The sequence below is a fragment of the Alkalibacter saccharofermentans DSM 14828 genome (assembly GCF_900128885.1).
GTDB lineage: Bacteria > Bacillota > Clostridia > Eubacteriales > Alkalibacteraceae > Alkalibacter > Alkalibacter saccharofermentans.
Genome location: NZ_FQTU01000013.1, coordinates 24,436 through 43,710 on the forward strand (window position 1 = coordinate 24,436; position 19,275 = coordinate 43,710).

Here is a 19,275-nt window from a genome sequence, read left to right on the forward strand (position 1 = left end):
GACAGTTTTGCAGGAACTTTTGATTATATGGTTATTTACCCGGTGATATAATTCAGTTAAAGAAAAACTTTAGGAGGTATAAACTATGAATGACAATGTCGAAAACAGATCCGGAATGTCGGTAAAGATTCAGAGCTTTGGAAGATTCTTAAGCGGAATGATCATGCCGAATATTGGAGCATTTATTGCTTGGGGACTTATAACAGCACTTTTCATACCAACAGGATGGTGGCCAAACGAAACCTTTGCAGAATTGGTAGGCCCTATGATTATATATCTTCTTCCTATTATGATAGGCTATACAGGAGGAAAGATGGTCCATGACGTAAGAGGCGGGGTAGTAGGCGCTGCAGCGACAATGGGTGTAATCGTTGGAGCAGATATCCCCATGTTCTTGGGAGCTATGCTGATGGGACCTCTTGCAGGGTATGGTATCAAGAAAATCGACGGCATGCTTGAAGGAAAAATCCCTACAGGATTTGAAATGCTGGTAAATAACTTCTCCGCAGGAATATTCGCGGGAGTAATGGCCCTTCTAGGACTTATAGGAATAGGACCAGCTGTTCTGGGGCTAAACAGAGCACTGGCTGCAGGAGTAGAGGCAATCGTAAACGCAGGACTCTTGCCCCTTGCAAACATATTCATCGAACCTGCAAAAGTATTGTTTTTGAACAACGCCATAAACCACGGAGTACTTGGACCAATAGGAATCGAGCAGTCTGCAGAACTTGGGAAGTCCATATTTTTCCTACTTGAGACAAATCCGGGTCCAGGCCTTGGAATTCTTCTAGCGTACTGGTTTGCAGGTAAAGGCAATGCTAAGCAGTCTGCGCCAGGAGCGATGATAATTCACTTCCTTGGAGGAATACATGAAATTTACTTCCCATATATATTGATGAACCCAAAATTGATACTAGCGGCTATCGGCGGAGGTGTAAGTGCAGTATTTACATTCACCATATTTGGTTCAGGACTTGTAGCAACACCTTCACCAGGAAGCATATTTGCATACATGGCTATGACGCCTAGGGGTGATCATTTAGGAGTTTTGGCTGGCGTGTTGGTAGGTACCGTGGTGTCATTCCTTATTGCTTCGGCTCTTCTAAAAAGCGGCAAGAAGCCTGATGAAGAAGATCTTCAAAAAGCAACAGAAAAGATGGAAAGCCTCAAAGGCAAAAAAAGCAGCGTGTCACAATTTGTTAAAAAAGAAGCTTCAGAAGTGAAGAAAGTAGTGTTTGCCTGCGATGCCGGTATGGGATCAAGTGCCATGGGAGCATCTCTACTAAGTAAAAAGTTTAAAAGCGCAGGACTAGATATAGAGGTGACTAATGTCGCAGTAAACGAGATACCACAGGATGTAGACATAGTGATTACCCAAAAATCCTTAACGGACAGAGCTAGGCAAATAGCTCCAAATGCAGAACACGTATCTGTTGATAACTTCCTTGGAAGTCCGAAATATGACGAATTGACTGAAAGGCTATCGGGGGAATAGTAGGAACGAAGCATAACTAGAGAGATAGTGCGAAAAATACGCGCTATCTCCTTTTTAAAAGATAAAAAGAGAAATTATGGGTATAACATAGTTAAGCCCGCCTCTTCGAAATGGAGGTGATATTTATTGAAGATTAATTCCAGACAGCTTCAAGTGCTTCGATACATTTTAGACAACAAGACTCAAGCGTCAAATGAAATAGCGGATAAATTGGATATACACCCAAGGACACTATACAGGGACTTAAATAAAATTACTAGCTGGATTGAAGAGAACCAGGTTTTGCCAAAGGGAAGAATAAGTGCGGGTTTTGAAACTCTTTGGGAAGGCGATGCCAGAAAGAAAGTAGAAGATTTGATAGAGCAGGATTTGGGGACCACCAAGTATGACCCTGAAAAAAGGCGTTTCATAATACTATCAGAGCTTTTATTAAGCAGCGAACCGGTGAAGATTTTTTATCTGGCTGACAAGCTAAATGTAACAGAAAATACGGTCATATCGGATTTGGATAAGGTGGAGGTATTTCTAAAGGATTACTGTCTTGAACTTGTAAGAAAACCTGGACTTGGATTGTACGTGAAAGGGGATGAAAAGCGGATTCGTAATGCGATAATGAATATTTTTTACCAAGGGCTAGATCTCAAGGACGTAAGAGAGCTTATAAAGAAAAAGATTACAGAAACATCCAGTGAAAAGGCTCATGTCAATATAGCAGATAGGCTTTTAGGACTTGTGGAAGAAGAGACTATAATCCGTGTTGAAGAGGTTATTAGAAGCATGGAAAAGGAACTAGGAGAGAAGCTTACCGATGATGCCTACATAGGCCTTTTGATACACACGATTTTAGCAATTTCAAGGCTAAAAAGCGGCGATACCATTAAAGTCTCAGAGGAAGTCTTAAGCAACTTGAGACCAACGCCTGAATTTGAAGTAGCCCAAAAAGCCGGAGCAAAGCTGGGAAAAGAGTTCGGAATAAAGATACCGATAGATGAAGTCGCATATATAACTATGCATCTGAGAGGCGCGAAAGTAAGCATTGAGAGGCTGCCTACAGAAAAAGGGACATATCTTAAATATGATGTGACAGGCATCGTCAACCGTATGCTCAAGAAAGCTGCAGAACTAACAGGGATAGAGTTTAATAACGACAAGGATTTATATATGGGGCTTTTAATTCACTTAAAACCGGCAATAACCCGACTGGAACTTAATATGCCCATAAGAAACCCATTGTTGGAGGCGATAAAAAAGCAATATAAAGATCTCTTCGATCTAAGTCAGACCATATTAAAGGTCTTGGAAGACGAAATAGGGTGTGAAATCCCTGAGGAAGAGACTGGATTTGTAGCCATGCATCTTGGAGCCTATCTTGAAAGAAAAAAGTCTGCAAAAAAAGAACGGGTGCACATATTGGTGGTTTGCCCAAGCGGGCTGGGTACTTCTAGGTTATTAAGCTCCAAGCTCATCAAGGAGGTTGGAGAAATAGAGGTGGTTGGACATACGGCGATAGAAGAGACAGAAGATTTTTTGGCAGAGCATCCAGGCGTCGATTTAGTAGTCTCCACTATCAATCTGGGAGAAAGAAGTTTTGACTACATCGTCGTGAACCCCCTATTGACAGGGGAAGATGTTATGGCTTTAAAGAAAAGGATCGGAATCGTCGGCATTGACGATTACAACGTAGATATTAAAAGCCAGGACCAAGTGAATTCATACGGGAAAAAACAGACTTTCGACATGGTAAAGCTAAAAAGGTATATTGAGGCGTCGGAGAAACTGAATAGGGATTTTTTCTTAAAAGAAAAGATAACTATAAACAACAGGGATGAACTACTGAAATATATAGCTAGGTACGTTTCAGGTCAAGACAGAGCCAGAGTAGAGAAGCTCTTTGAAGATATCAAGCGTAGGGAAGATCTTATGGGTACGGCCATCAAATCAAAAAACCTGGCATTGGTGCACGCTAAAAGCGAGTCTGTGGATGAAGTCATCGCAGGTGTATTCAGAACGAAATCACCTGTTGCATTTACTGATGCAGAAGGAAACAAAGAACTAGTTGATACGGTGTTGATGCTACTTATGGGATGTGACACTCCTAGAGAGCACAAAGAGATGCTTAGTCAGCTTAGCGCAATGATAGTGGAGGCAGAAGACTTTATACCAATGCTGAGAATTGGAGATGAAGAGGAAATTAAGGAAGTAGTCATGATCAGTTTTAATCAGTTCATTCAAAACTATATAAAAAATTGTAAAGTCTAATAAGACGCAGGAGGAAATAAGATGGATATTCTAAAAAAAGAAAACATAATAATGGGAGCTAAGTTGACAAACCAAGACGAAGCTGTTGAATATGCAGGAAAGCTGCTGGTGGATTCGGGATATGTTGATGAAAGCTATATCGACCTCATGAAAGAAAGAGAGAAGGTCATGAGCACCTACATGGGCAACGGACTTGCTATACCTCACGGAGTGGCAAAATCTAGAGAAGGCAATGTGATTAAAAATTCCGGGATAGTTGTAATCCAGGTTCCGGAAGGCGTGGATTTCGGGAATGGCAACAAGGCATACATGGTCATAGGAATTGCCGGAAAAGACAACCAGCATTTAGACATTCTAGCAAACATAGCCACTATATTCAGTGAAGAAAAAAATGTGGAAGAAATGATAAGCGCGAAGGATGCGGGTGAAATATACAAAAAATTCACCCAAAGCGTGTGAGGTGCCTAATGGGAAAAATTGCAGTGCATTTTGGAGCGGGCAACATCGGCAGAGGATTCATCGGACTTTTGCTTGCAAAATCCGGTTATGAAGTCTACTTTGTAGATGTAAATGAAAAAATCATAGATGAACTTAACTTAAAAGGCAAATACGATGTCATTATCGCAGGGAAGGACGAGGAGACTTTAACTGTTGAAAATGTAGGAGGCATATCCGGAAGAGATGAGGATGCCGTTGTTGAAAAGCTTCTAAAAGCCGATCTTGTGACTACAGCGGTAGGAGTCAACATACTGCCGGTTATCGCAAAAACAATTGCAAAGGCTATAGAGAAGATGGCTGAATTAAAATCCGTAAAACGGCTGAACTTCTTGGCATGCGAAAATGCGGTGGGAAACAGCGACATATTAAAAGCGTCAGTATATGAAAACTTGACCGAAGAAGGCAAAAGATATGCAGATGAAAATTTAGGATTTCCTAATACCACGGTTGACAGAATTGTACCCGAAGCAAAAGAGGATAAACAAGATGTTTTATCTGTAGCGGTGGAACCGTTTTTTGAATGGAACGTGGAAAAGGAGAAGTTGGTTGGAGACGTGCCTAAAATTGAGGGCATGAATCTAGTTGATAACCTGCCGTCCTATATCGAAAGAAAGCTGTTTACCTTGAATACCGCTCATGCAGTGACCGCTTATCTCGGGTATCAGAATAATTTGGAGTACGTTCACCAGGCAATCAACGACGGTGAGGTTCGCAAGATCGTTGTAGCATCCATGGGAGAAGTGGGGCAAGCCCTTGTTAAGAAACATGGATTCGATATGGATGAGCATCAAAAATACATGGAAAAAATAATATCTAGGTTTGAAAACACGGCTCTCGCGGATCCCGTTGAAAGGGTCGGTAGAGACCCTTTAAGAAAGCTGGGACCTACGGATAGACTGATTGCGCCTGCGAGGACGGCCTTAAGCTATGGCATAGTGCCAGAAAATTTGATTGCAGGAATCCTGGCGGCTCTCTCATTTAAGACGCAAAATGACCCGAAATCAATCGAGCTTGACAGCATGCTTAAAGAAAAAGGGCTTGAAAAGGTATTGGAAGATGTCTGTGGACTTTCTAAAGAGGAAGAGCTTTTTAAACTGATATTAAAAAAGCATTCAAAAAGTTAATGTATATTAAGACAAGGACCGGGTTTTATATGAACTCGGTTTTTTGTTATGCAAATATTTAGTTTGTGTTAAGCTTTAGGTTTTGCTTTTCACCCTATTGTATGAAAGAAAATAGTGTGATATTATATTACCATATTCACTTACGGTAATATAATGCGAGGAGGAAGCTAAATGAGAATCATAGTAATAGGAGCGGTTGCAGCAGGGACTTCGGCTGCTGCTAAGGCAAGAAGAAGCGATGAGAGTGCAGAGATAACGATTTATGAAAAAGATGAGTTCATTTCCTACTCAGGATGTGGAATGCCTTATTTCATAGGTGGTGAGATAGATAACCCAGAGAAGCTGACTCCCAGGGACCCGGCTTTTTTCAAGTCTAAATACAATATTGATGTTTTGACTAAGCATGAAGTTTTATATCTGAATGGGGAAAATAAAACAGTTAAGGTAAGAAACCTTGTGACTGGAGAAGAGTTTGAAGACTGCTATGACAAATTGGTTTTAGCGACAGGAGCATATTCAGTAAAGCCTCCTATAGAGGGAATGGATAAAAACAATACATTTAGTCTTAGAAATATAACCGATATGTACAGGATAAAAGAATACTTGGAGGAAAGCGCTCCGTCAAAAGCGACGATAGTAGGCTCGGGTTTTATAGGATTGGAACTTTGTGAGAGCTTTAAGGCTCTAGGTCTCGAAGTTGCAGTTGTTGAGATGCTAGACCAGGTAACTCCGGGTCTTGATGAAGACATGGCCGGATATGTTGAGGATCACTTGTCTGAAAATGGTGTTGAAGTTCACACAGGGACATCGGTTAAGGAAATTACCAAGGAGGGTGTAATCTTATCTAGTGGTAAAAAGATAGCTTCTCAGATGATAATCCTGGCAACAGGAGTCAGGCCCAACACTAAGCTTGCTAAGGAAGCGGGGATACATCTAGGAGATAGCGGAGGAATCAAAGTCGATAAAAAGATGGAAACCAACATAAAGGACATATACGCCTGTGGAGATTGCATCGAGCATTATCATGTGATTACGAAAAAACCTATTTATAGACCATTAGGTTCTACTGCGAACAAGACGGGTAGAATCGCTGGCGAAAATATAACAGGTGGAAATCTGGAATTTAGGGGCATACTTGGCACCGGTATATTTAGGGTTTTTGATCTCGCCGTCGGGCAGACCGGTCTATCGGAAAAGGAAGCAAAATCAATGGGCTACGACGTGGAAATCAGCCACAATATCAAACCCTCCAGACCGGAATATATGGGAGGCAAGGAGATCGTCATCAAAGCCATAGCCGACAGGAAGACAGGAAGGGTGCTAGGAGTGCAGGTTATAGGAGAAGATGGCGTGGATAAACGTGTGGACGTATTTGCTACCGCTATAACTTTTGGAGCAAAAGCTGAGGACCTGTTTCATCTAGATTTAGCATATGCTCCGCCTTACTCTACTACTAAAGACCCGGTAATGTATTCGGGTATGATATTGGACAATGCAATAAGTAAAGGTAGGAAGCTTTTGACGGCCACCCAGGTCGACGCGTTGATTAATTCAGGAGATGAATACGTGATCATTGATGCCAGAGTCGAGGGCCAGTATCAGAAACACCATATACCCACGGCTGTCAATATTCCCCACAACGAGTTAAGGGAAAGACTAGGAGAGGTCGATAAGGAAAAAATAGCAGTTACCTATTGCAACAAGGGGGTTACGGGCAATGCAGCTCAAAACATCCTTATATGCAATGGATTTGAAAAGGTATATAGCGTATCGGGAGGTCACAAGACCTACAAGAGATACATGGAAAAAAAGAAAAAATAAAGAAAATAAAGAGGTGTCGTTATGAAAAAAATGGAAATATATGAACCGGCAATGTGTTGTCCTACAGGTCTTTGTGGAGTAAGCGTGGACAAGGAGCTAATAAGAATATCTACAGTGGCTGGCAACTTGGAGAAAAAGGGCTTTCAAATTGAAAGGTTTAACCTTGCGAATAATCCTGAAAAATTTGTAGAAAATAAAAGGGTGAATGCCCATATGACGGACAACGGAATAAAGAGCCTCCCGTTGACGTTGATTGATGGAGAGATTATTAAGACATCCTGCTATCCAACCAATGAAGAAATTGCCCTGGGTCTTGAGGTTGACATAACATCATTGGAAGAGACAAAAACAAATAGCGAGGGATGCTGTCCGGGAAGCGGATGCTGTTGAGTGAAAGGAAGAATATATGAAATTTAAAAATTACAAACCTTTGGAGAACAAAATAACCCAATATTTATTTTTTACCGGAAAGGGTGGCGTTGGAAAGACGTCTACAGCATGCGCAACGGCTGTTGCCCTTGCAGACAGTGGGAAGAAAGTCTTGCTTATAAGCACCGATCCTGCTTCGAACCTGCAGGATGTCTTTGAGACGGAGCTTTCAAACAGGGCGTGCCCTTTTTTAGGTTTTGAAAGGCTCATGGTGGCTAATCTAGATCCTATCGAAGCGGCAAAAGATTATAAAGAAAGTGTTGTCGGTCCGTACAGGGGCAAGCTTCCAGAGGAAGTAATAGCCAATATGGAAGAGCAGCTATCAGGTTCCTGCACTGTAGAAATTGCCGCATTCAACGAGTTTTCCAATTTTATAACAGACAAAGATGCACAACTGGAGTACGATCACATTATATTTGATACTGCACCAACAGGGCACACGCTGAGAATGCTGCAATTGCCTTCTGCATGGAGCGGATTTATAAGTGAAAATACCCATGGAGCATCTTGCCTGGGGCAGCTGTCGGGTCTTGAGAGCAAAAAAGAAATCTACGAAAAAGCTGTAGAAACACTAGCGGATTCAAGTCTGACCACATTGGTACTTGTAGCAAGGCCGGAGGATTCTCCACTCAAAGAGGCTCGAAGGGCATCGAAAGAACTTGCGGATATTGGGGTGAAAAATCAGTGGCTTATATTAAACGGCATGTTGCTGGATTACGATGACGAAATATCAAAAGGGCTGTATGATAAACAAGCGACAGCCCTGGAAAATATGCCGGCAGAGCTTAAGGATCTCGAAACATGCGCTATTCCGCTGAGAGGTTACAATGTAGTCGGTGCTAAAAACATAAGAGCTTTTCTAAGTGAAGACAACTTCAGTGAGAGTTTAGAGCAGGTAAGCTTTGAAAGTGATCAAAACATTGATGCCATTGTTGAAGATCTTTATAAAAACGAGAAGAAAGTAATCTTTACCATGGGAAAAGGAGGAGTGGGAAAAACAACTATAGCCGCAGCGATAGCATTAGGTTTGGCTGCAAGGGGAGAAAAGGTTCATCTTACTACCACTGATCCCGCTGCCCACCTTCAATATGTTGTTAAGGGGAATGAAAATATTACCTTGAGCCACATAGACGAAGAGAAAGTGCTTGAGGATTACAAAAAAACTGTATTGGCAGCCGCTGGAGATAACCTGTCTGCAGAGGATATTGCGTATATAGAAGAAGATTTAAGATCTCCATGCACTCAGGAAATTGCTGTTTTTAGAGCTTTTGCCCAAATAGTTGAAAAAGCAGATGAAGAAGTAGTGGTAATAGACACGGCTCCTACGGGTCATACCCTGCTGTTGCTTGATTCTACCCAGAGTTATCACAAGGAAATTGAAAGAACACAGGGAGACATACCGGAATCAGTCAGAAAACTTCTGCCAAGACTTAGAAACGATAAAGAGACAGAAGTCATAATAGTCAGCCTTGCTGAGACTACGCCTGTGTTTGAAGCCAAAAGACTGGAAATTGACCTTGCGAGAGCGGGCATATACAGCAAGTGGTGGGTAATAAACTCTTCATTGTATGCGACAAAGACTGAAAACAAGCTTCTGAAAGCAAAGGCTGAAAGCGAGATTCAGTGGATCAACGATATAAACAGACACACCGAGGGAAACCTGGCACTTGTTAGGTGGTATCCTGAAGATGTGAAGGAAGAGATGCTTTTAAGCATATGATTAAAGCCCGCAAAATGCGGGCTTTATATTTGCCTGGATTTTTAAGGCTGTCTCAATCGCTCTTGGAACGCTTTGCAGGAATCAACAACACTGAGCAATCGGCGTTTCTGGCGATGTTGTGGCTTACGCTTCCAAGGAACAACTCTTTTACAAAGCCTCTACCTTGGCTGCCCATTACTATCAATTCTGCCGATGAGGTATTTGCAAAATCTATTATTTCCTTAAAGGGGGAGCCTAGTTTGATTTGAATGTCTACATCTTCAGCGCCCTTTTCGAGAAGCACCTGCTTAAGCTTCTCAAGCCTCTGGTAATCCACTTCGTTGAAATCCTCGAGCCTGTCTAAAAGGTATGGAGCAATCTTAGATTGATCCTGAATATGCATCAAAGTAATCTTTTTAGGTCCCGACTCAACTATCTGAGTCAAGTAGGAAAATGCATGGTCTGCATTTTCTGAAAAGTCGGTAGGGAAAACAATGTGGGACTTTCCTTGTAAATCGAGAGCTCTGGAGCATGTGGCTCCATCCTCTGACTCAATAAGGCGAAGAAGAAGAACTGGTTTTTTCGCATGGTGAATTAAATCGTAAGCCAAGCCTCTGAAAAAAGCCTCGCTGGCAGCTGACTGCTTTTGAGCACCGGTTACTATCACGGAATAGTTTTCATTTAAAGCTATGCGGTTTATCTCATTTTTGACCACGCCGGGTACTATCCTGGTTTCTACTTTGTAGCCAAATCCCTCGAGAAGCTCTTTTTGCTTTTTAAGACTATCCTCCAAGACTGAAGCAGTATATGACAAGGCGATTGATGCTGTTTCCTGCACACTGAGACACTGGAGCAATAGGCATTCTTCAGTCCCTAAGGGTTTTAGATTGCCAAGGCATTTTATTAGTGCGTATGAAGCAGGTGATAAATCAGTTGCTATGATTACTTTTTTAAACATGCCGCTCTCTCCTTTTGGTATTGGATTTATTCTTAATATATTGTTACCCGTAATTAGGTTGATGTAATTAAAGGACAGCAAACTTTATTTGCTGCCCCCATAAATTGTCAGTTGTTGAACCAACCTCGCGTATTGTTGGCAATCTTTACTAAAGTGAGCATAACAGGAACTTCCACCAATACCCCGACTACAGTCGCCATAGCAGCTCCGGACTGAAGACCAAATAGGGATATGGCTACAGCTACAGCAAGCTCAAAGAAGTTTGAAGCGCCAATCATGCCGGCAGGGGCTGCTACATCGTGAGGAAGTTTCCAAGCCTTCGACCATAAGTAAGCTATAAAAAAGATTAAAAAAGTCTGGATGATCAAAGGAATGGCGATTAAAACTATATTTATCGGGTTGTCTACAATGATCTGTCCTTGAAAGGAAAAAATTATTATCAAAGTAAGCAAAAGACCTATGATCGTCACATTGTTGAACTTTGGTATGAAGACATTCTCAAAGTAATCAATACCTTTGTTCTTGCTGATCAACACCCTTGACAGCCAGCCCCCGGTCAAAGGGATTACTACAAACAGGACGACGGATAGAAACAAAGTAGACCAAGGAACGATTATATCGCTTATTCCAAGGAGTATGGCTACTATGGGAACAAATGCTACAAGTATTATCAAGTCGTTCGTAGCGACCTGAACCAAGGTGTAGGCGGGATTGCCTCTAGTAAGGTGGCTCCATACAAAAACCATGGCTGTGCAGGGAGCGGCGCCAAGCAAGACTGCCCCGGCCAAGTATTCTCGGGCCATATCGGTAGGGATAAGGCTTTTAAATATTACAAAGAAAAACAACGAGGCTATACCAAACATGGTAAAGGGCTTAATAAGCCAGTTGGTCACCCATGTAATGATAAGGCCTTTAGGGTTTTGACCTACCTGCTTGATGCTGTTAAAATCTACTTTAAGCATCATTGGGTAAATCATCAGCCAAATTAAAATGGCGACGGGAATAGATACGCTGGCGTATTCAAATCGACTTAAAAATTCAGGTATCTCAGGCAAGTATACGCCGATCAACACTCCAACTATCATGCACAAGGCAACCCATATTGAAAGATATCTCTCGAAAAAACCTATGCCAGATGTTTTGTTTTTACTCATTATTACTCCTCCTATGCAATTACTATATTCGCTTATAGTCATATACTAGCATAGAAGGTTTTAAATATCAATAGAAAATGAGATGCGTTTAGAAAGCATAACAAAAAATTAACATAATAAAAGGATACCAACGACAACTCTTCTTTGATATTATTATAATATGGAAGCAAAGGAGGGATCTAATTGAAAAGATTAACTGGCGTGATTTTTGACATGGATGGCGTGATAGTGGACAGTGAGCCAATACACTATTTATGCGATACAAAAACCCTGGAAGATTACGGAGTGGAGGTGGATTTCGATGAGATGCAGAGGTACATCGGCGTAGGGAATGAAGCCATGTGGTCGGATTTAATCAAAAGGCATCAGATAAAGGCTACAGTGGAAGAGCTTACGAAACGTCAGGATTACTATAAAAAAGAGCTTTTCGGAAAAGACAGCATCGTTGCAGTAAGAGGCATAGAAAGTCTCATAAAGAAACTGCACAAAAAAGATATAAAAATAGCCTTGGCATCATCTTCGCCAAAATATTTTATTGAGAGCATATTGAAAAGCTTGGATTTGATAAATTATTTTGGGGCATTGGTAAGCGGTGACGAGGTGACAAGAAGCAAGCCAGAGCCGGATATATATCTAAAAGCGGCCGAGCTTATTGGAATCTCGCCGGTGGAGTGCATGGCAATTGAGGATGCGGCGGCGGGAGTAATAGCGGCGAAGGCGGCTGGAATGTACACGATAGGTTATAAGAATCCAAACTCGGGGAATCAGGATTTATCTCCTGCAGATTTAATAGTAGAAAGCATTTGGGAAGTTGAGAACAGGCTGAAAGCGATTTTAATAGACTAAAGCTTATGATGGTGTTATAATGAAATGATGAGGATTTTGTAGTACACGTCAAAATAGTTTTTATTCAGATATAGTCCAGATAATCGACAAACGAGTATGCATATAATTCTTAAAAAATTCAAAGGAATGATAAAATGGAAAAAATGAAGTTCGAAGAAGTAGCCGGTATTAGCAGCGAGATTAAAAAAGCTGTAGAGGATATGGGTTTTGAGGAGATGACTCCAATTCAGCAAATGGCGATACCTTTTGTTTACGAAGGCTTGGATATCGTAGGTCAGGCGCAGACAGGAACTGGCAAGACCGCCGCATTTGGGATACCCACCATCGACAGCATAGATCAAGAAGACAAAAGAACGCAGGCATTGATACTGTGTCCTACCAGAGAGCTTGCTCTTCAAGTATCCGAAGAGATAAGCAAGCTTGCAAAGTATAAAAGAGGCATTAAGGTTCTTCCGGTATTTGGAGGACAGTCAATAGACAGGCAGATTCAAGGACTTAAAAGAGGAGCTCAAATCGTTATAGGAACTCCGGGAAGAGTCATGGACCATATTAGGAGAAGGACCCTTAAAATCGACAATCTTAAAAAATTCGTCTTGGATGAAGCTGATGAGATGTTGAACATGGGTTTCAGGGAAGATATCGAAACGATACTTGAAAGCGTGAAAGAAGAAAGACAGACGCTGTTGTTTTCGGCAACGATGCCAAAAGCCATATTGGAGATAATCAATAAATATCAGACTAATCCTAAAATGGTTAAAGTAGAGCATAAAGAGCTTACTACGCCAAATGTTGAGCAATTCTACCTGGAAGTAAAGGAAAAAGACAAGATGGAGGTTATGACAAGGCTGATAGATGTCTATAATCCAAAACTTACCATCGTTTTTTGCAACACCAAAAGAAAGGTCGACGATGTTACAGATCTTCTTCAAACAAGAGGATACAGCGTTGATAAGATACATGGAGACATGAAACAGTCGATAAGATCTTCTGTAATCAGCAAATTCAAGAGAAACGATCTGGATATCCTTGTGGCAACAGATGTTGCGGCTAGAGGCCTTGATATAGACGACGTGGAGCTGGTTCTTAATTATGACATGCCAAGCCATGAAGAGTATTATGTCCACAGGATAGGAAGAACGGGCAGGGCAGGAAGAGCGGGCAGTGCATTTACCATGGTGACTCCAAGAGACTACTACTTGCTTAAAAACGTCATGAACTACACAAAAAAGAAGATTAAAAGACATCCTATACCTAGCATCGGAGAAATAGAAACCATAAAAACCGATACATTCTTGCAAAGAATCAAAACCGAGATTGACAAAGGCGGTTTGGATAGATATATCAAGATCATAGAGAAGGTATTGGAGACTGAAGACTATCAGGCAATCGAGGTTGCCGCGGCTTTAGTGAAATCGGAGCTTGAGCTTCCGGAAAAAGAGAATGTGGATTTCAAGGGCTTTAACAAAGAGCAAACCTTCAAGAAGCAGTCTAAAGGCAGATCGAATGAGCCGATGGCAAAAATGTTTATAAATATAGGAAAAAATCATCACATAAAACCTGGAGATGTAGTTGGTTCCATAGCTGGTGAAACAAGTGTCAGCGGAAACAGAATCGGTAGCATAGATATTTTCGAAGACTATACTTTCGTGGAAATTCCGGAAGAATTTGCCGATGAAGTTCTTGAAATAATGGGACAAAACACTATAAAGGGCAAAAAAATAAGCATCGAGCGTGCGAAAGCAGGCAGAAAAGCCGTGTCCAAAGGAAAGAAAAGCCAATATGACAGAGGCTCAAAAAGAGGAAAGACCAAGAGATACTGATTTATAGAGCGCTTTAACCGGCGCTTTTTTTATTTGCCTTGAGGATGGATAACATGTAATATTAAATTAAGAATACGTTGATGGGAGGTTGTTCGCGTGAGTTCCGGTATTGATCTGGAAGGCCTTGAGCTTTCTACACAGGCAGTAGTAAAAGAGGCTTTGATAAGAAACATACAGGTTGAAATATTAGACAGAGATGAAAACTTTATTAGGTTGACAAAAGGGATGAAGACTGAGATTATCCGTCAAGCTACAAAAACCTCTGCGGATACATACGTATCTGCAGAGGTAATGGGAAATAAAGAAGTAACCAAGTTGCTCTTGAAGGAAGTGGGCATAAGAGTTCCGTCAGGTGTAAGGATAAAAAATTTAAATGAAGCGCGGGAGCATTATGGTATATTTTTTGGCAAAGATCTGGTAGTGAAGCCTCTGTCAACGAATTTTGGGTTGGGTGTTTTTGTGATTAAAGATCTAGGCAGTCCCAATGAGCTTGAAAATGCAGTGGAATACGCTTTAGCCTATGACGACACGGTGTTGATAGAGGAGTTCATATCGGGAAAAGAATTTAGGTTCTTGGTCGTTGGCGATGAGGTAGTTGCAATTTTACACAGGGAACCGGCCAATGTCAAAGGGGATGGTACCAACTCAATTGAAAGGCTCGTAGAGATTAAAAATAGAGATCCCAGAAGGGGTGAAGGGTACATCACCCCGCTTGAAAAAATAAAGCTTGGAAGTGTGGAAGTGGAGTTTTTGAGAAAGCAGGGCCTCGAGTTGGATTATGTGCCGAAGAAAGACGAAAAAATATATCTGAGGGAAAATTCCAATATAAGTACAGGTGGTGACAGCATAGATTATACTGATCAAGTACATCCAGGTTACACTGAAATTGCATTGAAATGCGCAAAAGCGGTGGGTGCTAAAATTACAGGAGCAGACATAATGATAGATGACGTTCAAAAGGAGCCGAATAATGGCAACTATGGAGTGATAGAACTGAATTTCAATCCTGCGATACATATGCATAATCACCCATATTTAGGGATGAATAGGGAAGTTGAAAAAAAGGTGCTTGATCTACTGGGCTTTTAAATGGGGGGATTATAATGCAAAAGAAATGGTTTCGCCTGGATAATGCAGGAAGACTGTATGTGTCGATAATAAACCCCATGGATACCACATTGTTTAGAGTATCCGCAACCTTATATGACAAAATCGACGAAACGATACTGGAAGCCTCGCTGAAAAATCTGATCAAGAGGTTCCCGTACTTTAATACTCATATTAAAAAAGGTGTATTTTGGTATTATGTTGAAGAAAGCGATAATGTACCGGTACCGTTAAAAGAGAGACACTATCCCTGCATGAACTACAATATTAAGAAAAAGTCTAACTTCCCGTTTAGGGTCCTGTACTTTAAAAATAGAATAAGCGTTGAATTTACACATGCCATAACTGATGGCACAGGAGCTTTCGTGTTTTTAAAATCCCTATTATACGAATATTTTAGGCTTGTAGGCGAAAGTATTAGGATTGAAGGAGATATTGCCCCTGTTGATGGACAGGCTGCAGAAGAAGAGCTGGAAGACGGGTTCTCCAAATATTATATTAAGAAGTATCCGGCTCAGAAGCGTATAAAAAAGGCCTTTCATTTTCCATACAAGCTGCTTCCCAAAGGCATATACTCAGTGGTTACCGGTGCTATCGATATGGATGCCTTGAAAGAAACCGCAAAGAGCTATAATACTACGATTACCGAATTCATATGCGCCGTATATTTCAAGACTATACTGGAGTTGATAGAAAAAAACGGCTATAAGAAACGACCGGTAGTCCTTAACGTTCCTGTTAATTTAAGGAAGATGTATCCATCAAATACCATGAGGAATTTTTTCGTATCGGTAACTCCCGTTGTGGATCCCAGGCTTGGACATTATAGCTTTGAAGAGATAATTAAGTACGTCAAGAATTTCATGGAGATTCAAGTGGACAAACGTTATATCAACCAAATGATAAGTAGAAATGTAAAGAACGAGAGAAATGTATTTTTAAGAGCCTTTCCGGTTTTCATAAAAGACGCTATAATGCCATGGATATTTCATTTTTACGGCGAGAGGGGATTTAGCACAGGAATATCAAACGTGGGACTCGTCAAAGTTCCTGAAAAGATGGAAAGAAAGATTGAAAAGTTCGAGATGTACCCTCCCCCAAGCAGCGGGAATATCATAAAGGCTGCCGCAGTAGGATATAAGGACAAGCTTTATATGAGTTTTGGAAAGCTTACACATGAAAAAGAAGTAGAGCGAGAATTTTTTAGAAATATCGTGGAGTTCGGAATCCCGGTAGAAATAGAAACGAATGTGGAGTGATTTATATGGCTGCTTATTGCCCCAAGTGTGGAGTTAAAGTTAAAAAAGGCGGACTCAATTGTCCTCTTTGCGAATATCCTATACCTGATGTAGATGAACGTGAAGAGCTTAAAGTTCATCCATTTCCCACCCCGGAAAACATATATCCCGAAGAGTTCAAGAAAGTAAAAAAGAAAGTTTTAAAGAGCATAACATTAATTTTTGGCCTTGCCATAATAATTATGTACGCTGTGAATATGTATCTTCAAGAAGAAATAACCTGGGCCAAGTACAGCATAGCTTCTACCATATCCTTATGGGTATACATCGGCATCTTTTTAAAATTTATTCCAAGCAGATATTTTTACCTTACTGCAGCATCCATCAATACTCTGGGACTTTTATATGCGCTGGACTATTTAAGCGGGGCGGTGACTTGGTTCTTTCAGCTGGGGCTGCCTCTTGTTTTAGGGCTGTATTTGTTTTCGCTGCTGGCCGTATTTACCTACAGTTATCTTAAAAACAGGCTTCTGATTTATGTAGCGGTAAACATGATATTTGCAACCATGTATTTTTTTCTCCTGGAATGGGCCATTAGCATTTTTGTTGCAGGAGCGCCTCACTTTATATGGTCGTTGATAGCAGGGATACCCACTTTTTTGCTCGCTCTTGCGCTTATTTATTTTCACTATTATTTTCCGATAAATATTAAAGAAGAAATTAAAAGAAGATTCCATATTTAGAAAAAAGACGGATTCCAATCCGTCTTTTTCTAAAACTTTTCCTTTACGATTCCTTTGCGATATGCGGCTATGAGCATCTCGAGATAATCTATTTGCTTTCTAAGCCTATCGCCTATATCCGTATCCGCAACTTTTTTTCTGTCAACGACTTTTTCAATAACGCTGGTAGTGGATCTGATGTCGATGCCTTCATTGATGGCTTTATCCACAGACTCGAAGGGTTCGTGGCTAGCCAATTGCAGTCCGTAAGAGTTGTAGATAAGCGTATAACCCGCGATGCCGGTAGTACTCTGATATGCCTGGGCAAATCCTCCGTCTATTACCAAAAGCTTTCCGTTGGCCTTTATGGGGCTTTCGCCTGCGCCTGTTTTTACTGGAACATGACCGTTAATAATATGACTTTCTTTGGGATCCAAGCCGAATTCAGTCAATACCTGCAAGGCTATCTTTTCATCTGTCACCATTATAAAATAAGGAGCATAGTTTTCTTTATGAGCTTTTTTATCATCTATGAAGTAACGCTCAAAGGTGGCCATTTTATCCTTGCCAAACAGGGGAGAATTTTCGTTGCACCAGAGGTACCATAAAAAATCAGTGCCGGAGGTTTTGTTGCCCCGGCTGAAATAGCTCTCCCTTGCCCATAGATCCATTTTATCCATCAGCGCTTTACCAGAATTTTTTTCTCCGTATAGATTGATACTCTTAAAGCTGCCGTCTTCGTTCATGGGTATTGACGCGTGGAAAAGAAGATTTCCGTTGTGTTTCAAATAGATGCTTCCTTTGGAGTACATAAACCTTATATGGGTCTGTAGCTTTTCGCTTGTAAGAAAAGAGGTTTGGAGCTTGTCTATAACGACTTTCTCATCATCCGTCAACGCCCAAGGCTTCTCAGGATTTATGGTGGGGAAATAAGTGGTATTTAATTTGTACGTTTTCTCATCGATGTTGATCTTGTGGGTCTGGTAGTCGACCTTGTCGAGAAGGAGACGATGGCTCATCAAAAAATCCGGGTTTTTTTCTACTATCTGGTGTTCGAGTTTGAACTGTATCATCGCGATTGCCTTGTGCATTTTGGCTAGAAGATTTCGGTCGTTATCAGATAAAATCTCGTTTGGAGGTAGCTTGGGCATGAATTTTTTACAAGGGTCATCCTTGTATGCCCTCATGGCAAAGGTGGCCAGTGGGAGCATGTTTATTCCGTAGCCCTCCTCCAGTATGTCCATGTTGGCATACCTCAAGCAGATCCTGACGGCATTTGATATGCAGGCAGTATCACCTGCGGCAGCGCCCATCCACAATATGTCGTGGTTTCCCCACTGCATATCAACGGAATGATGTTTTACGAGTGTGTCCATAATAAAATGGGCACCAGAACCCCTGTCATAAACATCGCCCAGTATATGCAGATGATCGATAGTCAGCCTCTGTATAACGGCTGAAATCTGAGTAATAAATTGGTCGGCACTTTCAAGCTCGACGATGGTATCGATGATTTTATTGTAGTACTCCTTTTTATTAAACCTTTCCTCGTCTTCGTGTAAAAGTTCTTCCATCATATAGGCGAAGTCTTTGGGGAGGGCTTTTCTTACTTTGGAGCGGGTGTATTTTGACGAAGCATCTCGACAGACCTGAATGAGTCTGTAAATAGTCACTTTATACCAGTCGGTTAAATCCGAGTTGGTTCTTTTGACAAGTTGAAGCTTTTCTTCTGGATAATAAATCAGAGTTGCCAGTTCGGTAATGTCTTTTTGGGAAAGAGTTTTTCCCATCACATCGTTGATCTTTCGCCGGACTACGCCTGAGGCGTTTCTCATCACATGATTGAAAGCGATATGCTCCCCATGCAGATCGGTCAAAAAGTGTTCCGTGCCTTTCGGCAGATTGAGTATTGCCTTCAAGTTTACGACTTCGGAAGCTGTGGATGAAATGTTTGAAAATTTCTCTGAAAGAAGCTCCAGATACTCTTTGTTTTCGATTAATTGGGATTCTTTAAAGCTCTTCAAGGGATTCCCTCCGATCGGTGTATAGTATAAGTAATATAATACTATAATATGTCACTGAAATCAATTATATACTATTAATGA

Annotated in this window: 15 protein-coding genes; 12 read left to right on the plus strand and 3 right to left on the minus strand. The window is 41.1% G+C overall.

Annotation, left to right across the window (positions count from 1 at the left end; genetic code table 11):
* The first annotated feature begins 85 nt into the window (after positions 1–85).
* The 7 genes from BUB93_RS08870 (at position 86) to arsA (ending at position 9,346) form a co-directional block, all read left to right on the plus strand.
* Positions 86–1,495: a PTS mannitol transporter subunit IIBC gene (locus tag BUB93_RS08870; RefSeq protein WP_073271209.1), complete on the plus strand. Its 1,410-nt coding sequence runs from the start codon at positions 86–88 to the stop codon at positions 1,493–1,495.
* A 126-nt stretch (positions 1,496–1,621) separates the two neighbouring features.
* Positions 1,622–3,754, plus strand: coding sequence for a BglG family transcription antiterminator (locus BUB93_RS08875; RefSeq protein ID WP_073271211.1), 2,133 nt, complete (start codon positions 1,622–1,624; stop codon positions 3,752–3,754).
* Positions 3,755–3,775: 21 nt separating this feature from the next.
* Positions 3,776–4,213, plus strand: a complete 438-nt coding sequence (locus BUB93_RS08880; protein ID WP_073271213.1) for a PTS mannitol transporter subunit IIA — start codon at positions 3,776–3,778, stop codon at positions 4,211–4,213.
* Positions 4,214–4,221: 8 nt separating this feature from the next.
* Positions 4,222–5,376: a mannitol-1-phosphate 5-dehydrogenase gene (locus BUB93_RS08885; RefSeq protein ID WP_073271215.1), complete on the plus strand. Its 1,155-nt coding sequence runs from the start codon at positions 4,222–4,224 to the stop codon at positions 5,374–5,376.
* Positions 5,377–5,547: 171 nt separating this feature from the next.
* Positions 5,548–7,197, plus strand: a complete 1,650-nt coding sequence (locus tag BUB93_RS08890) for an FAD-dependent oxidoreductase (protein WP_073271217.1) — start codon at positions 5,548–5,550, stop codon at positions 7,195–7,197.
* A 21-nt stretch (positions 7,198–7,218) separates the two neighbouring features.
* The gene (gene arsD, locus BUB93_RS08895; protein ID WP_073271219.1) at positions 7,219–7,587 is read left to right on the plus strand and encodes an arsenite efflux transporter metallochaperone ArsD; all 369 of its coding nucleotides are present in this window, start codon (positions 7,219–7,221) and stop codon (positions 7,585–7,587) included.
* 16 nt (positions 7,588–7,603) lie between these two features.
* Entirely contained in the window at positions 7,604–9,346 is a 1,743-nt protein-coding gene (gene arsA, locus BUB93_RS08900) for an arsenical pump-driving ATPase (protein ID WP_073271221.1), read from the plus strand.
* 52 nt (positions 9,347–9,398) lie between these two features.
* Here the strand turns inward: arsA and BUB93_RS08905 are convergent, their stop codons facing one another.
* Complete coding sequence (locus BUB93_RS08905; RefSeq protein WP_073271223.1) at positions 9,399–10,283, minus strand: universal stress protein; 885 nt, start codon at positions 10,281–10,283, stop codon at positions 9,399–9,401.
* 107 nt (positions 10,284–10,390) lie between these two features.
* Positions 10,391–11,437 carry an ACR3 family arsenite efflux transporter gene (gene arsB, locus BUB93_RS08910; RefSeq protein WP_073271225.1) on the minus strand — a complete coding sequence of 349 codons (1,047 nt, stop codon included), beginning with the start codon at positions 11,435–11,437 and terminating at the stop codon, positions 10,391–10,393.
* 183 nt (positions 11,438–11,620) lie between these two features.
* Between arsB and BUB93_RS08915 the strand changes: the two genes are divergently transcribed.
* The 5 genes from BUB93_RS08915 (at position 11,621) to BUB93_RS08935 (ending at position 17,191) form a co-directional block, all read left to right on the plus strand.
* Positions 11,621–12,283: an HAD family hydrolase gene (locus BUB93_RS08915; protein WP_242945460.1), complete on the plus strand. Its 663-nt coding sequence runs from the start codon at positions 11,621–11,623 to the stop codon at positions 12,281–12,283.
* Between the two features lie 134 nt (positions 12,284–12,417).
* Positions 12,418–14,103: a DEAD/DEAH box helicase gene (locus BUB93_RS08920; RefSeq protein WP_073271227.1), complete on the plus strand. Its 1,686-nt coding sequence runs from the start codon at positions 12,418–12,420 to the stop codon at positions 14,101–14,103.
* Between the two features lie 96 nt (positions 14,104–14,199).
* Positions 14,200–15,192, plus strand: a complete 993-nt coding sequence (gshAB, locus tag BUB93_RS08925) for a bifunctional glutamate--cysteine ligase GshA/glutathione synthetase GshB (RefSeq protein WP_242945461.1) — start codon at positions 14,200–14,202, stop codon at positions 15,190–15,192.
* Between the two features lie 14 nt (positions 15,193–15,206).
* Positions 15,207–16,469 carry a hypothetical protein gene (locus BUB93_RS08930; protein ID WP_073271229.1) on the plus strand — a complete coding sequence of 421 codons (1,263 nt, stop codon included), beginning with the start codon at positions 15,207–15,209 and terminating at the stop codon, positions 16,467–16,469.
* Between the two features lie 5 nt (positions 16,470–16,474).
* On the plus strand, positions 16,475–17,191 hold the full coding sequence (locus BUB93_RS08935) for a DUF6320 domain-containing protein (protein ID WP_073271231.1): 717 nt from the start codon (positions 16,475–16,477) through the stop codon (positions 17,189–17,191).
* A 29-nt stretch (positions 17,192–17,220) separates the two neighbouring features.
* Here the strand turns inward: BUB93_RS08935 and BUB93_RS08940 are convergent, their stop codons facing one another.
* The gene (locus BUB93_RS08940; protein ID WP_073271233.1) at positions 17,221–19,194 is read right to left on the minus strand and encodes a fructose-1,6-bisphosphatase; all 1,974 of its coding nucleotides are present in this window, start codon (positions 19,192–19,194) and stop codon (positions 17,221–17,223) included.
* Between the last annotated feature and the right edge of the window lie 81 nt (positions 19,195–19,275).